Raw genomic sequence first — 19,578 nt, 5'->3', positions numbered from 1 at the left:
AGTTGCGCTGCCCTTCAGGAGATGAATGCGAAGTTTATTGCACCAGACGCAGTGTCAGCGGATAGCGATAGTCCTGGCCTTTGGATGCCGCCATCGCGGCGATAATGCAAAAGATCAGGTTAAGTACCAGCAGCACCGGTATGAAGATGAAGCCGATCAGGATGAAGGCCAGCACCCATGCGATGACAAAACCGATGGTGATGGTGATCTGGAAGTTCAGTGCTTCCTTGGACTGGTTGGAGATGTAGGCGGAATCATCTTTCTTCAGGATCCAGATGATGAGTGCGCCGAGGAAGCCGGTAAAGATGCCGAGCAGGTGGGCCAGCATCGCGATATTGCATTCGTCTTTGCTTGGGACGCGTGGTTCGAGTTGATCCATGGTATTCCCCTCGGTAGCTGATACAAGATTAACGATCAAGGCCGTGTGATACGTGTTCGCTTACCTGTGATGCAAAGATTGTACAGCGCATCGGGGAGCGACGCGCTGTACGCTGCCTTATCAGGCCGCAGCTTTTTTTGCCGGTGCTTTCTTTTTCGCTACGGCTTTCTTGGCTGCGGGTTTGGCCGCTGCCTTCTTCGCCGGTTTGGCTGCTACTTCTGCAGTTGCGTCTGCCGCGTCGTCTGCATTGGCTGCAGCCTTGCCTTTGGCTGGCGCTTTTTCCTTGCGCGGTTCAAATTCAAAGCTGGTTTTGCCATCCTTGCCGCGTACCAGGTATGCCTTGAACGCACGACGTGTACGTTGCGAGACAAAGCCAGGCAACAAATCGGTCTTGCCTTCATTGAGCAGCTTGCTCATTTGTTCCGGCAGAATTTCCTGTTGCAGGATGATGCGGCCGCTGCGGAAATCACAAGTCTTCGGTTTGGCTACCGAGTTTTCGCAGACATAAGACAGTGGCAATTCGTAGACACCGCCTGCGCATTTCGGGCATGGGCCGAGTGAAGTCTGGCCGCTGAAGTCAACTGCTTCCGCGTTTTCATCGTCGTCGTTCTGGCCGAAGTCAAATTCCAGTTTGTAGTTTTTGATTTCTTCGTCGCGCGAAATTTTCAGTACAGCAGCGAATGGACGTCCCATTTTCGAACGGAAGCCTTGCAGCGGTCCTATCGTTTTATTGGCCAGCAATTCTTCGACTTCATCGATTTCAAACTGACGGCCGCCCGGCGTTTTGCTCATCGAGAATTCGCACTTGGTACAGGCGAAACGACGGTAGTTTTCTTTTACTACACTGCCGCAATTCGGACATGGCGTTTTCAGTGTCGCGTAATCGCCGGGGATGGTGTCGTTGTCGTATTCCTTGGCGCGCTTGACGATGACTTGCGTCATTTGCGCGATTTCACGCATGAATTGTTCACGGCTGATTTTGCCGCGTTCCATCTCCGACAGCTTGTATTCCCATTCACCGGTCAATTCCGGTGCGGTCAGTTCATTCACGCCGAGGCCACGCAACAAGGTCATCAACTGGAATGCCTTCGCGGTCGGGATCATTTCCCGGCCTTCGCGCAGCAAGTATTTTTCGTTCAGCAAACCTTCGATGATGGCCGCGCGCGTTGCTGGTGTGCCCAGGCCTTTGCCCGCCATTGCATCGCGCAAGCCGTCGTTGTCGATCAACTTGCCTGCGCCTTCCATTGCCGACAGCAGCGTCGCTTCAGAGTAGCGTGCTGGCGGTTTGGTGACGAGGCCGTTGGCAACCACCGATTCGGTTTTGACTTTCTCGCCTTTGGCGACCGGTACCAGCGTGCCGCTGTTTTCCGGATCTTTTTCGTCGATGACTTCTTTGCCGTAGACCGCGAGCCAGCCCGGATTGGTCATGACTTTGCCTTCAGTTTTGAACTGATGGCCGGAGACTTCGGTAAAGCGTGTGGTGACCTGGAACTCTGCGGCCGGGAAGAAGATCGCCATGAAGCGACGTGTCACCAGGTCGTACAGTTTTTGTTCCGGCTCCGACAAATTCTTCGGTGCTTGGGTGGTCGGGATGATCGCAAAGTGATCACTGATTTTCGTGTTGTCGAAAATCCGTTTGTTCGGCTTGACCCATTTGTTGTCCGTGATTTGTTTCGCGAACTGATGGTAGTTATTGTTTTCTGCAATCACGTCCAGCGTCTGCAACACGGTCGGCAGGTAATCTTCCGGCAGGTGGCGCGAATCAGTACGCGGGTAAGTCAGGACCTTGTGCTTTTCATACAATGCCTGCGCCAGGCCCAGCGTGTTTTTGGCGGAGAAGCCGAAGCGCGCATTGGCTTCACGTTGCAGGCTGGTCAGGTCGAACAGGGCCGGTGCCATCGAGGTGGTCGGTTTCGACTCTTCGGTGACATTGCCTTGTTTGCCGCGGCAGGCGGCAACGATGGATTCGGCCGCAGCCTTGCTCCACAGGCGCTCGGCGCGACGTTCCGGATCGGTTTCATCCTTCTTGAAGGCGGTGTCCAGCCAGCGACCCTGGTAGATACCGGCAGCGCAGATGAACTCCGCGCGCACTTCCCAGTAATCACGTGGGACGAACTTCTTAATCTTTTCTTCGCGCTCCACCACGATGGACAGCGTTGGTGTTTGGACGCGGCCAACGGTGGTCAGGTAGAAGCCGCCTTCTTTCGAGTTGAAAGCGGTCATGGCGCGGGTACCGTTGATACCGATCAGCCAGTCAGCTTCGCTGCGGCAGCGGGCGGCATCGGCCAGCGGCAGCATTTCTTCATCGCTGCGCAGGTTTTTGAACGCTTCACGAATCGCGGCCGGTGTCATCGACTGTAACCACAGGCGCTTGATCGGTTGCTTGGCCTTCGTGTATTGCGCAATCAGGCGGAAAATCAATTCCCCTTCGCGCCCGGCGTCACATGCGTTGATGAGGCCGGTGACATCCTTGCGCTTGATGAGCTTGTTCAGCACTTTCAGGCGTGATTCAGTCTTGGCGATGGGATTGAGTGCGAAATGCGGCGGAATCATCGGCAAATGGGTGAAGGTCCATTTGCCGCGTTTGACGTCATATTCTTCCGGGACGGTGATTTCGACCAGATGGCCGACCGCGGAGGAAAGGACGTATTCGTCGGATTCAAAGTACTCATCGTGCTTGGTAAAGCCGCCGAGCGTCTTCGCGATATCGTTCGCGACGGATGGCTTCTCGGCAATGATGAGGGTCTTTGTCATAGTAAATAGGGTCTCGAAAGTGGCACATCTCTTAATGTGCGGTACACGGCTTGCAGCATATCGCAGAGGCAATTTCCCATGAAAAAGCCGCCTAATATAATAATTGCATAGCCGTCAAGCGGCCAATGATAAGCGCGTTGCTGGGAAATCCGCAAGCGGGAGACAAAACAGATGTTGTTGAAGAGGCATGTCCGGTGTGGGTGGACATGCCTGCTCGGCCTGCAGCTTAGTGCAACATCCGTGGTGGTGCATCTTCGTCGTCAACGAAGAGCTCATCGAAAATCAGGCCATCCGGTTCCTTGCCCTGGCTCCACAACACCATGAGCACGATGACTTTCAGCTTTTCGAGAGAGATCGGCGATTCACCGGCTGCCAGTGCGCGTTCGATGACGATCTCGCGTTGCACCGGATTGATCAGCTTGGCCGATTCGAGGAATTGGATGAAGCCGACCGCAGGTGTGCCCAGCACATCCATTTCCTGCGTTGCGTAGATGCGGATGCCGAAGGAGAACGCCGTCTGATGCGGATAGGAGTCGGAGAGTTCGTTGGTGGTCTCAGCCAGCGCAGTCAGCCAACCGAGAGCCTTCGCGATCTCTTCTTCTTCAAAGCCGATAGCGGATAGTTTCTTTACCAGCGCCTCTGAGTCCGGGCAGGCATCAGGCCGGTAATAGGTTTCGTACAGATAGACTAGGACGTCAAACATGGCTTCACCGTAGCGCTTGGGTTAAGACGTCACCATTTGGTGCCGTCAGGATCGGATGCGTATGAATCACGCTCTTTACACAACACACACTACAAAGAGGTGTTACGACAGCGGCAGATCAAAAACAGCGCTTACTGAGGACAAGCATACCATTAAAAATGATGCTGACTATAGCGGACGAATTTTTTGTTAGTGACTGATAACAAATTGAAATCGTAGATATCGTTCAGGCAATGCGGCGATACCATCCGCCCGGCAGCATTTCCGCGTGTCCGTCCAGCTCCAGCGCCAGCAGGTGGGCGTGCAATTCTGCCATGTCGAGCTGGCAACGTTGCGCCAGCGTATCGGCATCTACCGCGTCGTAGCCCATATGCTGCAACACGTGCGCGTAAGGTGCGTCGTCGTCCGGTGGTTCGCAAATGGAACGTTGCGGCACAGGCGCATTTGCATATTCCAGTTCTTCCAGTATGTCCTGTGCTGACTCCACCAGCTTCGCACCCTGCTTGATTAACAGGTGACAACCCTTGGCTAGCGGTGAGTGTATCGAGCCGGGTATGGCAAACATGTCGCGGCCCTGCTCTGCCGCCATGCGCGCGGTAATCAATGAGCCGGATTGCAAGGCGGCTTCGACTACCAGCACGCCGCGAGCGAGTCCGCTGATGATGCGATTGCGGCGCGGGAAGTTGGAAGCGATCGCCGGCATGCCGAGTGGATATTCACTGAGGATGCAGCCATGTTCGGCGATCTGGTGCGCAAGTTTGCGATTGCGTGCCGGGTAGACGATGTCGGCGCCGGTGCCGATGACGGCGAGGGTGGAACCAGCTTGCGGGTTTTGTGAGAGTGCCTGTAGTGCACCCTGATGTGCGGCGGTATCTATGCCGAGCGCGAGACCGGAAATAATGGTCAGGCCGGAGTTGCTGAGTGCAGCGGCGAATTGCTCGGCGTTGCTGTTGCCTTGTGCGCTGGCGTTGCGACTGCCGACGATGGCGAATGAAGGTTGGGAAAGTAGATCAACGCGACCTTTGGCATATAGCAGGATGGGCGGATCGTGGATCTCCAGTAGTGCCTTCGGATAATCCGGATCGCCCAGTGTATAGACGTGGTTCTCGCTATGCGCTGCCCATTCCTGGGTGCGTGCTATCTGCGCCAGTATGGTGTCGGACGGTGGTGCCAGCAGTATATGGGCGATGCGACTGCCGGTGATGTCCTGCAGTGCGGCGAGGCTGCTGTTGAAGATGTTATGCGGCAGGCCGAATACTGATAGCAGCTTGCGTGCGGTTTCGGCTCCGACACCGGGCGTCTGCTCCAGCCTGAGCCAGTCTGCGAGATCGTCCGGGGCGGGCATGCGTGGCGTGTCCTGTGGTTTATTCCGGTGAGGTGGCGATGTCGCCGACTTGCACCGTATCCTGCACCTGCATCACCAGGCCGTAGGAAATGCCATTGAATACGCGGAAGATGAAGAGCTCGCCGTATTGCTCATCCGGCAGCTTGATCAGGCCGCGGCCATTGCCGGTGGTACGGTCCGGTACCATCATACCGAGGCGGCGCAGATCCAGTACGGTACCGATATCGATGCCATCCTTGCTGCCGCGATTGATGGCGACGATTTGGTTTTGTCCGGCTTGCGATACGCCGCCATAGACCGAGATGATGCGCGCATCAGTTTGTTGTGCCGGTACATGTGGCGCGTAATTGATGAACGGTGTCGGTTCGGTCGGGACCAGGCGGTCGCCGACGCCCATTTCTTCTTTCGCTGTCAGTACAGTCAGCGTATGCGGTTCGGTATCGATCTTGCTGACGCGTTGCACCTTGAGTGTGCCGAGGTACATGGCTTCATAGCCGATGATTTGCTTGGTGACCGGGTCTTTGAGTGGCTTGCCCGGGCGGAAGGCTTCAAAACTGGTTTTGCCTTGCAGGTCGCCGCGTACATAAGCTTTGTCGCCATTCGCCAGGAAGACGTGGCCTTCCTGTGTGGCGACTATGCGTGGTGCATCCTTCAGCTCGTTCAGCTCCACTATCAGCGGTTTGGTCAGGAATTGTTCTATTGATTTGAAGGAGACGGTGGTGATGGCATCCGATGCCGCGTCGGTCGAACGAACTTGCGGCGACAGGCGCACGGTAGGCGCACCACTATTGTCTGTGCCTACGCCTTTGCCGAGGCGCAGTTTGCCGGCAACCCGGTCGAAATAGACGATTTGGCCAGGATAGATCCAGTGCGGATTGCGTATCTGGTCACGATTCATGTCCCAGACCTGTGGCCAGCACCACGGCCGCTGCAGGAATTTTCCAGAAATGTCCCACAAGGTATCGCCGCGTACTACCACGTGCTGATCTGGTGCATTTGGCAAGAAAGCGCAACGGGCAGTGCCCGGAGTGCTGTTTGTTGCTGTTTGGGAAAGTGCGCTGACGGGTATGACGGCTGAGACAAATGCTAGGAAGAGTGCAGCTGTGCTAAAATTTTTCATGGTTTGTCCGGTGAGCTTGACCAATTGTGACGCCATTACCGCGCTGCTGCATGTTAATAACGAATCAAGGAATTCGTCAAAAAACTTGCCAAATTGAATCAAATTCTGCACATAAATCATTGAAGTAGCAAGAAGAACCACGCTCTCAACCAGTCGCCATGTTGCGCAAAAGCACGTATGTCCATATTAAATATCTTGCGTTATCCCGATCCACGGCTGCATAAAGTTGCGAAGCCAGTCACCGTGTTCGATGAACGCATCAAAACCCTGGTCGCAGACATGGCAGAGACCATGTACGACGCGCCGGGCGTGGGCCTGGCCGCTTCGCAAGTCGACGTGCATGAACAGGTCATCGTGATCGATACCTCGGAATCCCGTACCGAACTGCGCGCCTACATCAATCCGGAAATCATCTGGGCCAGCCCGGAAATGAAGGTTTACGACGAAGGTTGCCTGTCGGTACCTGGCGTCTACGATGGCGTCGAGCGTCATGCCGAAGTCAAAGTGCGGGCTTTTGATGCGGACGGCCAGCCCTTCGAGTTGCAGGCAGATGGCTTGTTGGCAGTGTGTATCCAGCACGAAATGGATCACCTCAAGGGCAAGGTTTTTGTCGAATACCTGTCGCCGCTCAAGCGCAATCGCATCAAAGCCAAGATGATCAAGGAAGAGCGCGAGTTGAACCGCGCCAATAAACAGCGCGTTGCACAGCGCTGATCACTGGCAGGCCCATCGGGCCTGCAGTTCCCCTCGTTAATATCATTAGGTACGCCCGGGTTCGCATCCGGCGCTGCCCGTACTACAATCCATCCCATGAAAATCATTTTTGCCGGCACGCCGGAATTCGCGGCAGTCGCCCTTAAGGCTTTGCACGCTGCAGGCTTTGAAATCCCGCTGGTGCTCACACAGCCGGATCGCCCTGCCGGTCGCGGCATGCAATTGCACGCATCCGCGGTCAAGCAATTTGCGCTGGCGCATGACATTCCGGTGGCGCAACCAGTCTCCCTGCGCCTGGATGGCAAATATCCCGAGGTGGCAGCAGAAGCACACGCACTGCTCAAGGCCACGCCGCATGATGTGATGGTAGTGGCGGCTTATGGCCTGATCCTGCCGCAATCGATACTCGATATTCCACCACGTGGTTGCATTAACATCCACGCCTCCCTGCTACCGCGCTGGCGCGGTGCTGCGCCTATCCATCGTGCGATAGAAAGTGGCGATGCAGAAACCGGCGTCACCATCATGAAGATGGAGCTGGGGCTGGATACCGGACCTATGCTGGCGATGCAACGCTTGCCGATTGCAGTTGATGACACGACTGCCAGCCTGCATGACAAGTTGGCGACGCTGGGTGGTGAGATGATTGTGCAGACTTTGCGCGAGATGGAGCAAGGCGATTTGCATGCGGTGCCGCAGCCGGATGGCGCGAACTATGCGGCGAAGATTTTGAAAGAGGAAGCGACGCTGGATTTCACGCAACCCGCGGAGCAACTGGCGCGTAAGATACGCGCCTTCAATCCCTTCCCCGGAGCTGCTGCGACCTGCGACGGTACCCTCATCAAGTTCTGGCATGCGCAAGCTGTGCCGGCATCGAATCAATTGCCACCTGGGCAGGTGATCGCAGCCAATCCGCATGATGGTGTCATCGTTGCCTGTGGCGATGGCGCCTTGCGTGTCACCGAGCTGCAGAAACCGGGCGGCAAACGTTTGTCGGCAGTTGAGTTCCTCAAAGGTTTTACGCTGGAAGACAAGCGCTTCCAGTAAGTTCATACACTCTGTTTGATCTGCAAAGACTGGAGCTATGCGATGCGACGTGGTCTGATCTTATTGACGTTATTCCTGGCAGCCTGCCAAAGTCCGGATGCCATCAAGGAGAGAACGCCGGAATCTGCGCCGGAACGCAACCTCCTGATGGCGAATGTGGTGATCTGGTGGGCGCATGGCAATGAGCCATTCTGGAAATTCACTGCAGACTCCGGCAAGGTACGTTTCGAGAGCCTGGGTGAAACAGCTGAATACTTTCCGTATTCGGAATTCGGAAACGAGGACAGCACGCGTACTTACAAAGCCCGCAACGAACATACGACTATCGAGATCCGCATGCTGCAGCAAGTCTGTATCGACAATATGTCGGGCGCTCAATATCCGTGGACGGCTGAGGTCACGATAGGCGAGCGCAAACTGCAAGGTTGCGGCGAACGCGGTCGCTTGATGGAGTAAGAGTTAATCCGGCAGCGGTAAAGGGCTGGCGGGTTTGATCTCTTCCAGGCACACCATCGAGCGTACACCAGCGACGCCGGGTACTTGCATCAGCCGGTCGGTCAGGAAAGACGACAGTGACTTGAGATCCACCGCCACCACCTTCAGCAAATAATCGAAGTCACCGGAGATGGTGTAACACTCGAGGATTTCCGGAAATTGCCGGATCGCCTTTTCCAGTTCGCGCACTTGCTTGAATTGCTCACGCGCGATGTTGAGGTTCACGAAAGCTGTCACGCCCAGCCCGAGTGCTGCTGCATCAACTTGCGCGCTATAGCCGCGTATCACCCCTTCCTGTTCCAGCCTTTGCACGCGTCGATAGCATTGCGGCGGCGACAGGTTCACCTGCTCGGATAGCTCCACATTGGAAGCGCGCCCCTTGTTTTGCAGGGTTTGCAGCAGGATACGATCATAACGGTCGAATTTCTCCATAAATCCCTCCTTGCGTGCAAGATACGTTCACTTTATACCTAATTTGCGTTCAAAAACGCAGAAATATTTCACTAAATAAGCCTTACCATGTAGTCGTCATTGCCCCGTCCTGTTTCCTTGAGGAGGCCATCGTGAGCAGCCCACGCATTGCACTCGAAGATCGCTACTGCGCACATAACTACGCACCGCTGCCGGTGGTATTAAGCAGGGGACGCGGCGTCTGGTTATGGGATGAAGACGGCAAGCGCTATATGGACATGATGTCGGCCTACTCTGCCGTCAGTTTTGGCCATAGCCATCCGGCACTGGTCACTGCACTTACGCATCAGGCCGGGCAATTGGCTGTGACCTCACGTGCCTTCTACAGCGATCAGCTAGGCAAGTTCCTGCAACTGCTGTGCGAGATGACGGGTATGGCCAAGGCGCTGCCCATGAACAGCGGTACCGAGGCGGTCGAGACCTCATTGAAAGCGGCACGCAAATGGGCCTATCAGGTCAAGGGCGTGCCGGATCAACAGGCGCAAATTATTGTCTGTGCCGGTAATTTTGCCGGACGCAGCACCACCATCGTCGGCTTTTCTTCGGAAGCGCAATATCGCGACGGTTTCGGCCCGTTCGACGGTGGCTTCGTGATTATTCCTTATGGCGATGCAGCGGCACTGGAAGCAGCGATCACATCACGCACCGCAGCTTTTCTGGTTGAGCCGATACAGGGCGAAGGCGGCATCATCGTGCCGCCGGATGGCTACCTCGCGCAATGCCGCGAGATCTGTACGCGTCGTAATGTCTTGCTGATTTGCGATGAAGTGCAAACCGGGCTGGGTCGCAGCGGGCGTTTGCTGGCTTGCGACCATGAAGGCATACGGCCGGATGGCCTGATCCTCGGCAAGGCACTTGGCGGTGGGCTGTTGCCAGTCTCGGCTTTCCTCGCGCGCAGCGATGTGATGGATGTGTTTACGCCTGGCGACCATGGCAGCACCTTCGGTGGGAATGCTTTGTCCGCGGCGGTTGCTTACGCGGCCTTGTCGTTATTGCGCGATGGCGAATTGATAGAGGCGGCGGAGCTGCGCGGTCAGCAGTTGCGCGCAGGTTTGCGTGCGATACGGCATCCGGCAGTGCGCAGTGTGCGCGGCAAGGGGTTGTTGATAGGACTGGAACTGGATCCCGATTTGATCTCGGCGCGTACTTTTTGTGAACGCCTGATGGAGAACGGCGTCCTATCGAAAGAAACGCATCACACCGTGGTGCGCTTCGCTCCGCCACTGATTATCAGCGCGGATGAGGTCGATGCTGCCTTGCACATCATCGAGTACGTATTCGCAACGTTTCCGACCACACATATGGAGGTTTGCACATGACAACAATCACGCAGGATACCTTCCTGATGTGCGCACCTGAGCACTTCGAAGTCGCTTACATCATCAATCCCTGGATGGAAGGCAATGTCGCACATGGCGATCGTCTGACGGCGCAGGGACAATGGCAGGAACTGGTGCACGCGCTGCGCAGCGTGGCGCGGGTCGACTGCATGCCGTCTGCAGCCGGCGTGCCGGATATGGTGTTCACTGCAAACGGCGGACTGGTACTCGACGATAAAGTGATTTTGTCAGCGTTCAAGCATGTGGAGCGGCAAGCGGAAGAAGCGCACTTCGCGGCCTGGTTTGCGGCGCGCGGTTTGCAGGTGTTGCGCATGCCTGCGAGTTTGCCATTCGAAGGTGCGGGTGATGCCTTGCTGGATCGTGGCAGTGAACTCTTGTGGCTGGGTCATGGCCATCGCTCGGATATAGGCTGTGCTGCTGTCATTGCCGACATGCTGGAGATAGAGGTGCAGCCGCTGAAGCTGGCCGATCCGCGCTTCTATCATCTGGACACCTGCTTCTGTCCTTTGCAGGGCGGTTATCTGTTGTACTACCCCGGCGCGTTTGATGCTGCTGCGCAAGAGCGCATCGCGGCGCGTGTTCCTGCGCACAAACGTTATGCAGTGACGCAGCAGGATGCACTCAGCTTTGCTTGCAACGCAGTCAACAGTGGTAAACATGTATTCCTGAACCAGGCTTCACCAGCCCTGTGTGCGCAACTGGAACGCTGGGGCTACACCGTGCAGCAAATTGCGCTGACCGAGTTCATGAAGGCAGGTGGCGCGGCTAAATGCCTGACCCTTAAAATGAACGAGCCACGTACTTTGCATTCCGGCTCTGGCCACGTAGTGGAGGCAACTGCTGCCCTTTAGTCCTCCCGTAGCCCATACGGCCTGTTGCGGAAATGCCAAGTAAAGCATGGCAGCTAGCCCCGGAAGCGACTGGGGAGCGGGGCTTTGGCGTATAATTTGTCCTTAGTTTTCATACACGTACAACCCGGCGCAGCCTGTGTCCGGGTTTTTGTCTTTATGTGGCTGAACCGATAACGAATAGATAAAGAATTAAAGATGAAACGCGACGCACTCTGCCCTACCGAAGTTCTCCTGCGCGACCTGATGGCGCGCCGCATCCTGATCCTGGATGGCGCGATGGGAACCATGATTCAGCAATACAAGCTGACGGAAGCGGATTATCGCGGTACGCGTTTCGCTGACTTCGCGGTGCCGGGCAAGGAGCTGTTCGTCAAAGGCAATAATGAATTGCTGTCGCTGACACGTCCGGACGTCATCAGCCAGATCCATGAACAATACCTGGCCGCCGGTGCCGACCTGATCGAATCGAATACCTTCGGTGCGACCACCGTTGCGCAAGACGATTACCACATGGGTCATCTGGCCTATGAAATGAACGTGGCTTCAGCGCGCCTGGCGCGTGCTGCCTGCGACAAGTATTCGACACCGGACAAGCCGCGCTTTGTCGCGGGTGCACTCGGACCTACACCGAAGACTGCGTCGATTTCACCTGATGTGAACGATCCTGCTGCGCGTAACGTCACCTTTGATCAACTGGTTGCTGCGTATCTGGATCAGACCCGTGGTCTGGTCGAAGGCGGTGCTGACGTGCTGCTGGTCGAAACCATTTTCGATACGCTGAACTGCAAGGCTGCATTGTTTGCGATCGACCAGTTCTTCGAAGAATCCGGCAAGCGTTTGCCCATCATGATTTCCGGTACGGTGACCGATGCTTCGGGCCGTATCCTGTCCGGCCAGACTGTGCCTGCGTTCTGGCATTCCATTCGCCATGCGAAGCCGCTGACGGTCGGTCTGAACTGCGCACTCGGTGCGGCGCTGATGCGTCCGTATGCGGAAGAGTTATCGAAGATAGCGGACACTTATGTTTGTATCTATCCGAATGCGGGTTTGCCTAATCCTATGAGCGATACCGGCTTCGATGAAACGCCGGATGTGACCTCATCGTTGCTGAAAGATTTCGCGGAGAGTGGTTTCGTCAACGTAGCCGGTGGTTGCTGCGGTACTACACCTGACCATATCAAGGCGATCGCCGAGACTGTGAAGACCATCGCGCCACGCGTGATCCCGACGGTAGAGCCGACCCTGAAGCTGTCCGGCCTCGAGCCTTTTATCATTGATGACCAGTCCTTGTTCGTCAACGTCGGTGAACGTACCAATGTCACCGGCTCGAAAGCATTCGCACGCCTCATCATCAACGAGCAATACGATGAAGCCTTGGCAGTCGCACGCCAGCAGGTTGAGAACGGCGCGCAAATCATCGATATCAATATGGATGAAGCGATGCTGGATTCGCAGGCTGCGATGTCGCGTTTCCTGAACCTGGTCGCCTCTGAACCGGATATCGCACGCGTGCCTATCATGATCGACTCGTCGAAATGGTCGGTGATCGAAGCGGGTTTGAAATGCGTGCAGGGCAAAGCCATCGTCAACTCGATTTCGATGAAGGAAGGCGAAGAGAAATTCCTGCATGAAGCCAAGCTGTGCCGTCGCTACGGTGCCGCGGTCATCGTCATGGCGTTTGATGAACGCGGTCAGGCCGATACTTTTGAGCGCAAGATAGAAATCTGCGAACGAGCATATTGGCTGCTGGTGAATGAAGTGGATTTCCCGCCGGAAGACATCATCTTTGATCCGAACATTTTCGCGATCGCGACCGGTATCGAAGAACACAATAACTATGCAGTTGATTTCATCAACTCGGTACGCTGGATCAAGGAAAACCTGCCGCACGCAAAAATCAGTGGCGGTGTATCCAACGTCAGTTTCAGCTTCCGCGGTAACGATCCGGCACGTGAAGCGATACACACAGTGTTCCTGTATCACGCGATCAAGGCCGGCATGACGATGGGTATCGTCAATGCAGGTATGGTCGGCGTCTATGACAACTTGCCGGCAGAATTGCGCGAACGTGTCGAAGATGTGGTGCTGAATCGCCGCGAAGATGCGACCGAACGCATGATTGAAATTGCGGCGACGCTGAAGGCTGGTGACAAGAAGGAAGAAGCCACGCTGGAATGGCGTAACGGTACCGTGCAGGAGCGCCTCGCACATGCGCTGGTACAGGGCATTACGCAATGGATCGTGGAAGACACCGAAGAAGCGCGTCAGCAATTGTTGACGAATGGCGGTCGTCCTATTCATGTGATCGAAGGTCCGCTGATGGATGGCATGAACATCGTCGGCGACCTGTTCGGGCAGGGCAAGATGTTCTTGCCGCAGGTGGTGAAATCGGCGCGCGTGATGAAGCAGGCGGTCGCGCATCTGATTCCGTTCATCGAAGAAGAAAAGCGTTTGCTGCAGGAACAGACCGGCATCGTCAGCAAACCAAAAGGCAAGATCGTCATCGCGACCGTCAAGGGCGATGTGCACGATATCGGCAAAAACATTGTGTCGGTCGTGCTGCAATGTAATAACTTTGAAGTCGTGAACATGGGCGTGATGGTGCCGTGCTCCGAAATCCTGGCCAAGGCCAAGGAAGAGAACGCCGACATCATCGGTCTCTCCGGCCTGATCACACCGTCACTGGAAGAGATGGCTTATGTCGCGAAAGAAATGCAGCGCGACGAATATTTCCGTGGTTTGAAGATGCCTTTGCTGATCGGTGGTGCAACCACCAGCCGCGCACATACTGCGGTCAAGATCGCACACAACTATGACGGCCCGGTTGTGTATGTGCCGGATGCCTCGCGTTCGGTCTCGGTTGCGCAATCGTTGCTGACACCGGAACAGCGTGACGCCTATATCGCCGAGATCGCAGCGGATTACGAACGCATACGCGAACAACACGCCAATAAAAAAGCCGTGCCTATGCTGACGCTGGAACAAGCGCGTGCGAACAAGATGAAGCTGGAATTCACCGGTAAGTTTGCACCGGTCAAACCAAAATTCATCGGCCGTCGTGTCTTCAAAAATGTGGATCTGGCGACCATCGCGCAGTACATAGACTGGGGCCCGTTCTTCCAGACCTGGGATCTGGCGGGTCCGTATCCGGCCATCCTGAAGGATGAAGTGGTGGGCGAGGCGGCGACCAAGGTATTTGCCGAAGGCCAGGCCTTGCTGAAGAAAGTCATCGAAGGTCGCTGGTTGCAGGCGAATGGTGTGATTGCACTGTTGCCGGCCAATTCAGTGAATGACGACGATATCGAAATCTATACCGATGAGACCCGCACACAAGTTGCGTTCACCTACTATGGTGTGCGCCAGCAAACCGTGAAGCCGGTGATCGATGGTGTCGCACGCCCCAACCAGTGTCTGGCTGATTTCATTGCGCCCAAGTCATCCGGTGTTGCCGACTACATTGGTTTGTTTGCGGTGACCGCTGGCCTGGGTATCGAGAAGTATGAAAAACGTTTCGAAGATGCGCATGACGACTATTCATCCATCATGCTGAAGTCGCTGGCGGACCGTCTGGCGGAAGCCTTTGCCGAGCATTTGCACGAACGTGTGCGTAAAGACTTGTGGGGTTATGCGCCGGATGAAAAATTGGCGAATGAAGCGCTGATCAAGGAAGAGTACAGCGGTATCCGCCCTGCTCCTGGTTATCCTGCTTGCCCTGAACACACCGTCAAGAGGGAAATGTTCGACACCTTGCAGGCAGAAGAGATAGGCATGATGCTGACCGACTCCTACGCGATGTTCCCGGGCGCCGCGGTATCGGGTTTCTACTTTGCACATCCGGAAGCGAAGTACTTTGTGGTCGGCAAGATAGGTGACGACCAGGTCAGCGATATGGCGCAACGTCGCGGTGTAGCGAAAGAAGATGTAGAGCGCTGGCTCGCACCTAACCTGTCCTGATGCAGACCGTCGCTGGCTGAAACGGTTTAAACCCGTTCAGGCCAGCGGCGCACCGTCGATAAATACTTTCAGTTCCCCGCTTTTGAACGCCGTCCATGTTTCATTCGTGGTCAGCGGTTCCGTCACGATAATGGCGACGCGATCATTCGGCGTCGTCACTTCCGAAAAATTCACTTTCACATCTTCATCGCACAAGCTTGCTTCCGCAAACGGATGCTGGCGCACGATGTAGTGCAGATTGGTCGAGCAATGCGCGAACAGCGCAGAGCCATCCGACAGCATCATGTTGAATGTGCCGTATTGCGAGATCTCTTTGGTCAGTTCGGCGATGGCGGCCGTCAATTGCGGCAGCATAGGCAAAGCATCATCAAAGCGACGACGCAGCTCTTGCAGGATGTAGCAGAATGCAGCTTCACTGTCGGTGGTGCCGACCGGCTGGTAAGGGCCGTTCAATTCCGGATTGAAGTCCTTCAGGTCGCCATTGTGGGCGAACACAAAGTAACGGCCCCATAATTCGCGCACGAAAGGATGGCAATTTTCCAGTGCGACACGGCCTTGCGTCGCCTTGCGGATATGCGCGATGACATTCTTCGATTTAATCGGGTAGCGGCGGATCAGGTCAGCGACCGGGGACTCTACAGCAGCCTGATGATCGACAAAGTGGCGCACGCCCGCACCTTCGAAAAATGCGATGCCCCAACCATCGTTATGGACATCGGTACGACCGCCGCGCGTGGCGAAGCCGGTGAAGCTGAACACAATGTCAGTCGGGACATTGCAATTCATTCCGAGTAGCTGGCACATTTTCTTCCTTAGTTAGGGTGGTCTGCCGGCTCAAAAGCTTGTGGGATACAAGGGATAGCTGGAATCGCCCGCAACTTTGCGGGGCGACATGCTGATATTGAGAAACGCGACGCAGTGACACATGGGCTCAATTTTCACACAAAAACACCGGTTCGAGCGGATGGTATGGTCGCGCTTGCTTGTGAGGTTCGCTGACGGCATGGATGATCAGGATTCGGTATCCATTTTCTTGGTGATTTCATTGATGATGGCATCAATGTCTTCGGCTTTATTGCCGCTTTCATCCCAGGCTTCTGCATAGGTCAGCTCACCAGATGCTGATCGCGTGTATTTGGCCGCCGGTTTGCCGGACTGATACCAGAATTCAAACTGGGTGCCGGTATTATCATCGACGTACTTGGTCGCGCGTTGCCCGGTTTTATAGAAGCCTTCCCCGTTTCTGCTATCCCGGTCGGTATTGGAAAATACTTCCAGTATCTTGCCGTCAGGGTAGTACAGCGTCGCGGAGCCTATGATGACATTGCTATTGAAGTTGAAGAGATCATTGGGTTCTTTGACCCACACGGGTGAGGACTGCGCGCGCTTATTTTTTTGATAAAAATCCTGGATCAGGAACAGACCCTCGGCATTGCGCCCGAGTAGGACACGGTAATAGCCATTGGGAACCGGTGTTGCAGAGTAGTTAGCATCGACTTCAGATATGCAGTTGCAGCTTTGCGCTGTCTCACCATTACCGAAATAAGCAACGATGGCCTGGCTGGTGCTCATTTGCGATTTGATCTTCGCAGGGATAGGCGTTGTTGAGCATCCCACCAGTGTGATGACGAGGCTGATGAGTGCCAGATGGAGTAAGCGTTTTGCTGTCATGACAAGCTCCGTTTGGTATAAGGAAGGCTAGTTGTAATTTGGATCAGGCATATTACCTAGTCATCCTTGTCGCAAAAGCAGCGCTCCCGGAAATAGAGTTTTCTTGGGAAGCGTTGACCGTAATCCGCGCTGTAGCATTTATTGCACGGCATGGAGTGAGATTCCGCTCATGTCAAAGTCCGGTCACAATCGGCGACTAGCATGGCTGCAACTAACCCATATACAGGTGACGTATGCGCACTCGGGATTTGCTGATGCACGGCAGTACCGGTTTCGTGCAGGGCGCACGGGCTGACGGTGATTTGGGCAGCCCTGTGCCCGGCGTGCGAGTATCATCTGTAAACATGACGCGCTATGCCCTTTACTATACGCCTGCAAACGACTCGCCGTGGGCCCAGGCTGGTAGCAGCTGGCTGGGGCGACACCACGCCAGTCCCGAGGCGGTCGAGCAAGTCCAAATTCCAGGCATACCCAGACTTTTACTCGCCAGCCTGACCGCTGATGCCCGTCGCTATGGTTTCCATGCGACGCTGAAAGCGCCCTTTCGCCTGTTTGAAGGTTTTACCGAAGAGCATCTGTTGCAGATGGCGCGCGCCTTTTGTACTACCCAGAAAGCGATCGTGCTGGAAGAAGTACGGGTACGACCATTGATGGATTTCCTGGCTTTGCAGGTGAATGGGCCGCTGGATGAGATAGGCGGACTGGCGATGCGTTGCGTTACTTACTTCGATTTATTGCGGGCACCTTTGACCGAGCCTGAGCTGGCCAAGCGTCGGCAGGCGGGGCTGACGGCGCGCCAAAGCACTTTATTGCAGCGCTGGGGCTATCCATATACCGAGGAATTCTTCCGTTTCCATATGACACTGACGGATGCTTTGATGCATGCCGATGCGGATGTGATTTACACGATACGCAAGGCGGCGGAACAGCACTTTGCCGTTGCGGCTGCGAGCGCACCGCTGACGATAGATGCATTGACGATAGCGCGTGAAGAACACCCGGGCGCACCATTTGTCGAGTGGCAGCGCATCCCCTTTTCTGCACAATCCGAGCGTGCGAGTTTACCGATCAGCGGACGCATATTTTTCTGTGTCGGTCCGTCGGGTGTAGGCAAGGATAGTTTGCTGAATTGGGTGCGCGAACAGTGTGCCAATGACGAGCAACTGGTATTCGTGCAAAGAACCATTACGCGTGCGACGCAAGGGAATGAAGAACACGAGGCAGTGGATACGCCAACTTTCTGGCGGCTGGCTGCCAGTGGTCAGTTCGCGATGGTGTGGCAGGCAAATGATTTATGTTACGGCGTACGGCGCGGCATAGAAGCCGACCTGAAAGCCGGGCGCGATGTCGTGATCAATGGCTCGCGCGCCTATGTGCCGCAATTGCTGCAGGCGTTTCCGGATGCGATTGTGGTCTGGATAGAGGCGAATGAAAATATATTGCGTGAACGCCTGGAAGCGCGCCAGCGCGAAGAAGGCCCGGCTTTGTTGAAGCGACTCAAGCGCGCTAAGGAGTTCGTGCCATCGACACAGGGGCAAGTGATACGACTGGATAATAGCGGCCCGCTGGATGTGGCCGGACATAAGTTGCTCGATATACTGCGCGAGCGTAAATAGTCTAACCGCCTGCCAGTTGTATCCGGCAACGCCACAAGCCATGCCCGGACGCGAGATATTTTTGCTCGAATGGTGTGATGCAGTGATCGGGAGCGTAACTTTCACAAGCGACTTCCTGCTGCGTCAACATATGTAAAGCGGTAGCGAATTCTTCGATATAAATCTGCCAGTTACTGCGGCATTCCAACGTACCACCCAGCGCAACCACGGTCGGAAAGATCGCATGGCCATGCCAGCGTCGTGTCAAATGTCCTATCTTGGGCCACGGATTCGGATACAGGATGTAATGACGCTGCGGACGTATGCCGCTGTCCATTAATAGACGCCAGTAATCGACCAGGTCCGCGCGGACCCGCAGGCAGTTCTCCGGTATTGCATCCGGCCATTGTGTGTTGCGCGTAATGCGGTCCTCGGATTGATCGACGCCGATTACAAAATGATCAGGGTACTGCTGTGCCAGGTTGAAGGTGGATAAGCCGACACCGCAGCCCGCGTCCAGTATCAACGGTTTGCTGCCAGCGGCTTGCCAGCGCGCAATACTGTCGTCAAACGCGCTGCGATTGTAGTCCGTGATGGGCTTGCGAAACGGATGCTGCGCATGGCGCTCTACCTGCGTTTGCAATTGCGCGTGTGCCTCGGTCTGGCTGCTGGTGATGAAATGGGAGTTCGCGTACATCGCGATGAAGCGCTGTGGGAGAAGGCGAAATTATGCCTGCATAGTCCGCAAAGGGCTATGCAGGCATGGTAAAAGCGGCTTAGTGTATCGTCAGTGCCTGGCTCATGTAGACATCGTAATTGGCCAGAAACTCATCGATTTCTTCGACGCTGGGTTCGGTGGCGATCAAATCGCGGACATTTTTGCGGAAGGACTCGGCCGAAGCACCGGCTATGAATATCTCACGTTTGGCTGGCTTATCCATGATTTCATAGCCGCCAAAGCGCAGGGCGTCCTGCCCGTCATCAGCACCGAATTCTACGACGCTGTATTGCTCGCTGTTGTAGATCACGTTCATATAATCTCCTGTCGCTATTGCAATGAAGAAATCATCGCGTTGATAGGGAAATGGCGTTGTTCGGAGCAATTTCAAGTGTTGGACAGGGATTCCGCCCATAAGTTG

The 19,578-nt window shown here is 55.3% G+C and carries 17 protein-coding genes; 7 read left to right on the top strand and 10 right to left on the bottom strand.

The features are described from left to right. Positions 1-34: 34 nt before the first annotated feature. The 5 genes from H7U06_RS00510 to H7U06_RS00490 form a co-directional block, all read right to left on the bottom strand. Positions 35-379: a DUF4870 domain-containing protein gene (locus tag H7U06_RS00510; protein WP_175624284.1), complete on the bottom strand. Its 345-nt coding sequence runs from the start codon at positions 377-379 to the stop codon at positions 35-37. Positions 380-499: 120 nt separating this feature from the next. Then, positions 500-3,133, bottom strand: a complete 2,634-nt coding sequence (locus H7U06_RS00505) for a DNA topoisomerase III (protein WP_175624283.1) — start codon at positions 3,131-3,133, stop codon at positions 500-502. Positions 3,134-3,359: 226 nt separating this feature from the next. Beyond that, positions 3,360-3,836: a DUF494 family protein gene (locus tag H7U06_RS00500; RefSeq protein WP_011979366.1), complete on the bottom strand. Its 477-nt coding sequence runs from the start codon at positions 3,834-3,836 to the stop codon at positions 3,360-3,362. 226 nt (positions 3,837-4,062) lie between these two features. Continuing rightward, positions 4,063-5,181 carry a DNA-processing protein DprA gene (gene dprA / locus H7U06_RS00495; protein ID WP_175624282.1) on the bottom strand — a complete coding sequence of 373 codons (1,119 nt, stop codon included), beginning with the start codon at positions 5,179-5,181 and terminating at the stop codon, positions 4,063-4,065. Between the two features lie 19 nt (positions 5,182-5,200). Beyond that, on the bottom strand, positions 5,201-6,301 hold the full coding sequence (locus H7U06_RS00490; RefSeq protein WP_175624281.1) for a LysM peptidoglycan-binding domain-containing protein: 1,101 nt from the start codon (positions 6,299-6,301) through the stop codon (positions 5,201-5,203). A 177-nt stretch (positions 6,302-6,478) separates the two neighbouring features. On the opposite strand from H7U06_RS00490, the gene def reads away from it, so the two are divergent. From def to H7U06_RS00475, 3 genes are all read left to right on the top strand, one after another. Continuing rightward, positions 6,479-7,015 carry a peptide deformylase gene (gene def, locus H7U06_RS00485; protein ID WP_175624280.1) on the top strand — a complete coding sequence of 179 codons (537 nt, stop codon included), beginning with the start codon at positions 6,479-6,481 and terminating at the stop codon, positions 7,013-7,015. Positions 7,016-7,111: 96 nt separating this feature from the next. Beyond that, complete coding sequence (gene fmt / locus H7U06_RS00480) at positions 7,112-8,062, top strand: methionyl-tRNA formyltransferase (RefSeq protein WP_175624279.1); 951 nt, start codon at positions 7,112-7,114, stop codon at positions 8,060-8,062. Between the two features lie 42 nt (positions 8,063-8,104). Further along, the gene (locus H7U06_RS00475; protein ID WP_175624278.1) at positions 8,105-8,518 is read left to right on the top strand and encodes a COG3650 family protein; all 414 of its coding nucleotides are present in this window, start codon (positions 8,105-8,107) and stop codon (positions 8,516-8,518) included. 3 nt (positions 8,519-8,521) lie between these two features. Here H7U06_RS00475 and H7U06_RS00470 read toward each other — a convergent pair whose 3' ends face one another. Next, positions 8,522-8,989, bottom strand: a complete 468-nt coding sequence (locus H7U06_RS00470) for an Lrp/AsnC family transcriptional regulator (RefSeq protein ID WP_175624277.1) — start codon at positions 8,987-8,989, stop codon at positions 8,522-8,524. Positions 8,990-9,120: 131 nt separating this feature from the next. Here H7U06_RS00470 and rocD point away from each other — a divergent pair, with 131 nt between their 5' ends. The 3 genes from rocD (at position 9,121) to metH (ending at position 15,173) form a co-directional block, all read left to right on the top strand. Next, positions 9,121-10,347 (top strand): ornithine--oxo-acid transaminase, encoded by a 1,227-nt coding sequence (gene rocD, locus H7U06_RS00465; RefSeq protein ID WP_175624276.1) that lies wholly within the window; start codon positions 9,121-9,123, stop codon positions 10,345-10,347. Continuing rightward, positions 10,344-11,219: a dimethylarginine dimethylaminohydrolase family protein gene (locus tag H7U06_RS00460; RefSeq protein WP_175624275.1), complete on the top strand. Its 876-nt coding sequence runs from the start codon at positions 10,344-10,346 to the stop codon at positions 11,217-11,219. The genes rocD and H7U06_RS00460 overlap by 4 nt, the downstream gene beginning before the upstream one ends. Before the next feature lie 195 nt (positions 11,220-11,414). Then, positions 11,415-15,173 (top strand): methionine synthase, encoded by a 3,759-nt coding sequence (gene metH / locus H7U06_RS00455; protein ID WP_175624274.1) that lies wholly within the window; start codon positions 11,415-11,417, stop codon positions 15,171-15,173. A 36-nt stretch (positions 15,174-15,209) separates the two neighbouring features. Here metH and H7U06_RS00450 read toward each other — a convergent pair whose 3' ends face one another. Beyond that, on the bottom strand, positions 15,210-15,977 hold the full coding sequence (locus H7U06_RS00450) for a class II glutamine amidotransferase (RefSeq protein ID WP_175624273.1): 768 nt from the start codon (positions 15,975-15,977) through the stop codon (positions 15,210-15,212). Positions 15,978-16,184: 207 nt separating this feature from the next. Further along, entirely contained in the window at positions 16,185-16,844 is a 660-nt protein-coding gene (locus tag H7U06_RS00445; RefSeq protein ID WP_175624272.1) for a hypothetical protein, read from the bottom strand. Positions 16,845-17,077: 233 nt separating this feature from the next. Between H7U06_RS00445 and phnN the strand changes: the two genes are divergently transcribed. After that, positions 17,078-18,460 (top strand): phosphonate metabolism protein/1,5-bisphosphokinase (PRPP-forming) PhnN, encoded by a 1,383-nt coding sequence (gene phnN / locus H7U06_RS00440; RefSeq protein WP_175624271.1) that lies wholly within the window; start codon positions 17,078-17,080, stop codon positions 18,458-18,460. Between the two features lies 1 nt (position 18,461). On the opposite strand, the gene H7U06_RS00435 is transcribed toward phnN, so the two are convergent. Beyond that, positions 18,462-19,136 carry a tRNA (guanosine(46)-N(7))-methyltransferase TrmB gene (locus H7U06_RS00435; RefSeq protein WP_175624270.1) on the bottom strand — a complete coding sequence of 225 codons (675 nt, stop codon included), beginning with the start codon at positions 19,134-19,136 and terminating at the stop codon, positions 18,462-18,464. Between the two features lie 79 nt (positions 19,137-19,215). Continuing rightward, positions 19,216-19,473 carry a DUF3567 domain-containing protein gene (locus H7U06_RS00430; protein ID WP_124573092.1) on the bottom strand — a complete coding sequence of 86 codons (258 nt, stop codon included), beginning with the start codon at positions 19,471-19,473 and terminating at the stop codon, positions 19,216-19,218. Between the last annotated feature and the right edge of the window lie 105 nt (positions 19,474-19,578).

This window comes from Herminiimonas sp. Marseille-P9896 (assembly GCF_903993245.1).
In the GTDB taxonomy this organism is placed as follows: Bacteria; Pseudomonadota; Gammaproteobacteria; order Burkholderiales; family Burkholderiaceae_D; genus Oxalicibacterium; species Oxalicibacterium contaminans.
The sequence above is the reverse complement of the archived record's forward strand: the minus strand, read 5'-3'. Positions and strand labels throughout refer to the sequence as shown.